Source organism: Allobosea sp. 10L422 (genome assembly GCF_056395345.1).
The window spans coordinates 2,501-5,281 of record NZ_JBFTJI010000029.1 but is presented as its reverse complement, the minus strand read 5'-3'; the positions used below and the strand labels follow the sequence as shown (position 1 = coordinate 5,281).

2 tRNA genes and 2 rRNA genes (1 of these 4 running past the window's edge) are annotated in these 2,781 nt (G+C 54.7%); all 4 read left to right on the top strand.

Annotated features, from left to right (window positions below):
* Window positions 1-6 precede the first annotated feature (6 nt).
* Window positions 7-1,354, top strand: a 16S ribosomal RNA gene (locus tag AC1DEZ_RS27600).
* 213 nt (window positions 1,355-1,567) lie between these two features.
* A tRNA-Ile gene (locus tag AC1DEZ_RS27595) sits at window positions 1,568-1,644 on the top strand.
* 104 nt (window positions 1,645-1,748) lie between these two features.
* Window positions 1,749-1,824, top strand: a tRNA-Ala gene (locus AC1DEZ_RS27590).
* Window positions 1,825-2,043: 219 nt separating this feature from the next.
* Window positions 2,044-2,781 (top strand): 23S ribosomal RNA (locus tag AC1DEZ_RS27585); it runs 2,069 nt beyond the window's last position.
* The 16S and 23S rRNA genes sit together here with 2 tRNA genes alongside, the layout of an rRNA operon.

Here is a 2,781-nt window from a genome sequence, read left to right as displayed (position 1 = left end):
CTCATCCAATCTGAGAGTTTGATCCTGGCTCAGAGCGAACGCTGGCGGCAGGCTTAACACATGCAAGTCGAACGGGCACTTCGGTGCTAGTGGCAGACGGGTGAGTAACACGTGGGAACGTACCTTTCGGTTCGGAATAATTCAGGGAAACTTGGACTAATACCGGATACGCCCTTCGGGGGAAAGATTCATCGCCGATAGATCGGCCCGCGTCTGATTAGCTAGTTGGTGAGGTAATGGCTCACCAAGGCGACGATCAGTAGCTGGTCTGAGAGGATGATCAGCCACATTGGGACTGAGACACGGCCCAAACTCCTACGGGAGGCAGCAGTGGGGAATATTGGACAATGGGCGCAAGCCTGATCCAGCCATGCCGCGTGAGTGATGAAGGCCTTAGGGTTGTAAAGCTCTTTTGTCCGGGAAGATAATGACTGTACCGGAAGAATAAGCCCCGGCTAACTTCGTGCCAGCAGCCGCGGTAATACGAAGGGGGCTAGCGTTGCTCGGAATCACTGGGCGTAAAGGGCGCGTAGGCGGACTTTTAAGTCGGGGGTGAAAGCCCAGGGCTCAACCCTGGAATTGCCTTCGATACTGGGAGTCTTGAGTTCGGAAGAGGTTGGTGGAACTGCGAGTGTAGAGGTGAAATTCGTAGATATTCGCAAGAACACCAGTGGCGAAGGCGGCCAACTGGTCCGATACTGACGCTGAGGCGCGAAAGCGTGGGGAGCAAACAGGATTAGATACCCTGGTAGTCCACGCCGTAAACGATGAATGCCAGCCGTTGGGGAGCTTGCTCTTCAGTGGCGCAGCTAACGCTTTAAGCATTCCGCCTGGGGAGTACGGTCGCAAGATTAAAACTCAAAGGAATTGACGGGGGCCCGCACAAGCGGTGGAGCATGTGGTTTAATTCGAAGCAACGCGCAGAACCTTACCAGCTTTTGACATGTCCGGTTTGATCGACAGAGATGTCTTTCTTCAGTTCGGCTGGCCGGAACACAGGTGCTGCATGGCTGTCGTCAGCTCGTGTCGTGAGATGTTGGGTTAAGTCCCGCAACGAGCGCAACCCTCGCCCCTAGTTGCCATCATTCAGTTGGGAACTCTAGGGGGACTGCCGGTGATAAGCCGCGAGGAAGGTGGGGATGACGTCAAGTCCTCATGGCCCTTACAGGCTGGGCTACACACGTGCTACAATGGCGGTGACAATGGGCAGCGAACCGTCACACCATGGGAGTTGGGTTTACCCGAAGGCGTTACGCTAACCGCAAGGAGGCAGGCGACCACGGTAGGCTCAGCGACTGGGGTGAAGTCGTAACAAGGTAGCCGTAGGGGAACCTGCGGCTGGATCACCTCCTTTCTAAGGTAGAGGACTTCACGAAGCTTGCTTCGTATCGACCTCTCTTCAGAACAAAGGGACCAGATCAGGTCCCAACATGCGGAACTTGCCGTCTTCGTTTCTCTTTCTCTTTCCGGGCGAATGCGCTGGATCGACTTGGACATGGGTCCTTGTCTCCGGGCATTCTGGGCCAAGCCAGGCTTTGGCCGGTCGATCTTGGGATCGATTTGCCTTGGGCCTGTAGCTCAGTTGGTTAGAGCGCGCGCTTGATAAGCGTGAGGTCGGAGGTTCAAATCCTCCCAGGCCCACCAGTCATCGAGCGCCGAGCTCTCCGACGAGCCGCGGTTTCTTCGAGCCCCTGGGCTCGCAAGGCCGACCGGCCGCCGCGCCTGATGGCGCGTCACTTTACCCAAAAGGGGCCATAGCTCAGTTGGGAGAGCGGTAGCTTTGCAAGCTTCAGGTCGTCGGTTCGATCCCGTCTGGCTCCACCAAATCCGGAAAGTATTCAAGTTTCGTCATCATCGGCAACGATGGTTACGCTGCTGTTTGTCATTGTGAAGAGGGAATGTATTCGAGAGCTGCTCATCCTGCAGCGAGCGGAATGTCCGACACYATCGGCTTCTGTTAAATCGGGTACATTCGGCAAGCATAAATGGTCTTTCTGATCATATGTTCAGCGAATTTGTTTCGCGGACATCGATCATGAGAACGATCAAGTGCCTTAAGAGCATTCGGTGGATGCCTTGGCGCTGAGAGGCGATGAAGGACGTGATACGCTGCGATAAGCCGTGGGGAGCTGCGAATGAGCTTTGATCCGCGGATTTCCGAATGGGGAAACCCACCTTCGATCTCTGTTATTCCAAGGACAGGCTTTCGGGTCTGTTTTTGAGCTAACAGAGATCACAAGAAGGTATTGAACTCTGAATACATAGGGGTTCAAAGCTAACCCAGGGAACTGAAACATCTAAGTACCTGGAGGAAAGGACATCAACGAGACTCCGTTAGTAGTGGCGAGCGAACGCGGACCAGGCCAGTGCCTGACTGTAAGTTACCGGAAGTGGTTGGGAAACCACGCATTAATGGGTGATAGCCCCGTACGGATCTGCGAACAGTTGGGACATGAGTAAGGCGGGACACGTGAAATCCTGTCTGAACGTGGGGGGACCACCCTCCAAGCCTAAGTACTCCTCAGCGACCGATAGTGAACAAGTACCGTGAGGGAAAGGTGAAAAGCACCCCGACGAGGGGAGTGAAACAGCACCTGAAACCGAATGCTTACAAACAGTGGGAGCTCAAGGTTCGTCCTGGGTGACCGCGTACCTTTTGTATAATGGGTCAGCGACTTAATCTGACGAGCAAGCTTAAGCCGGTAGGTGTAGGCGCAGCGAAAGCGAGTCTGAACAGGGCGTTCAGTTCGTCGGATTAGACCCGAAACCGGGTGATCTAGC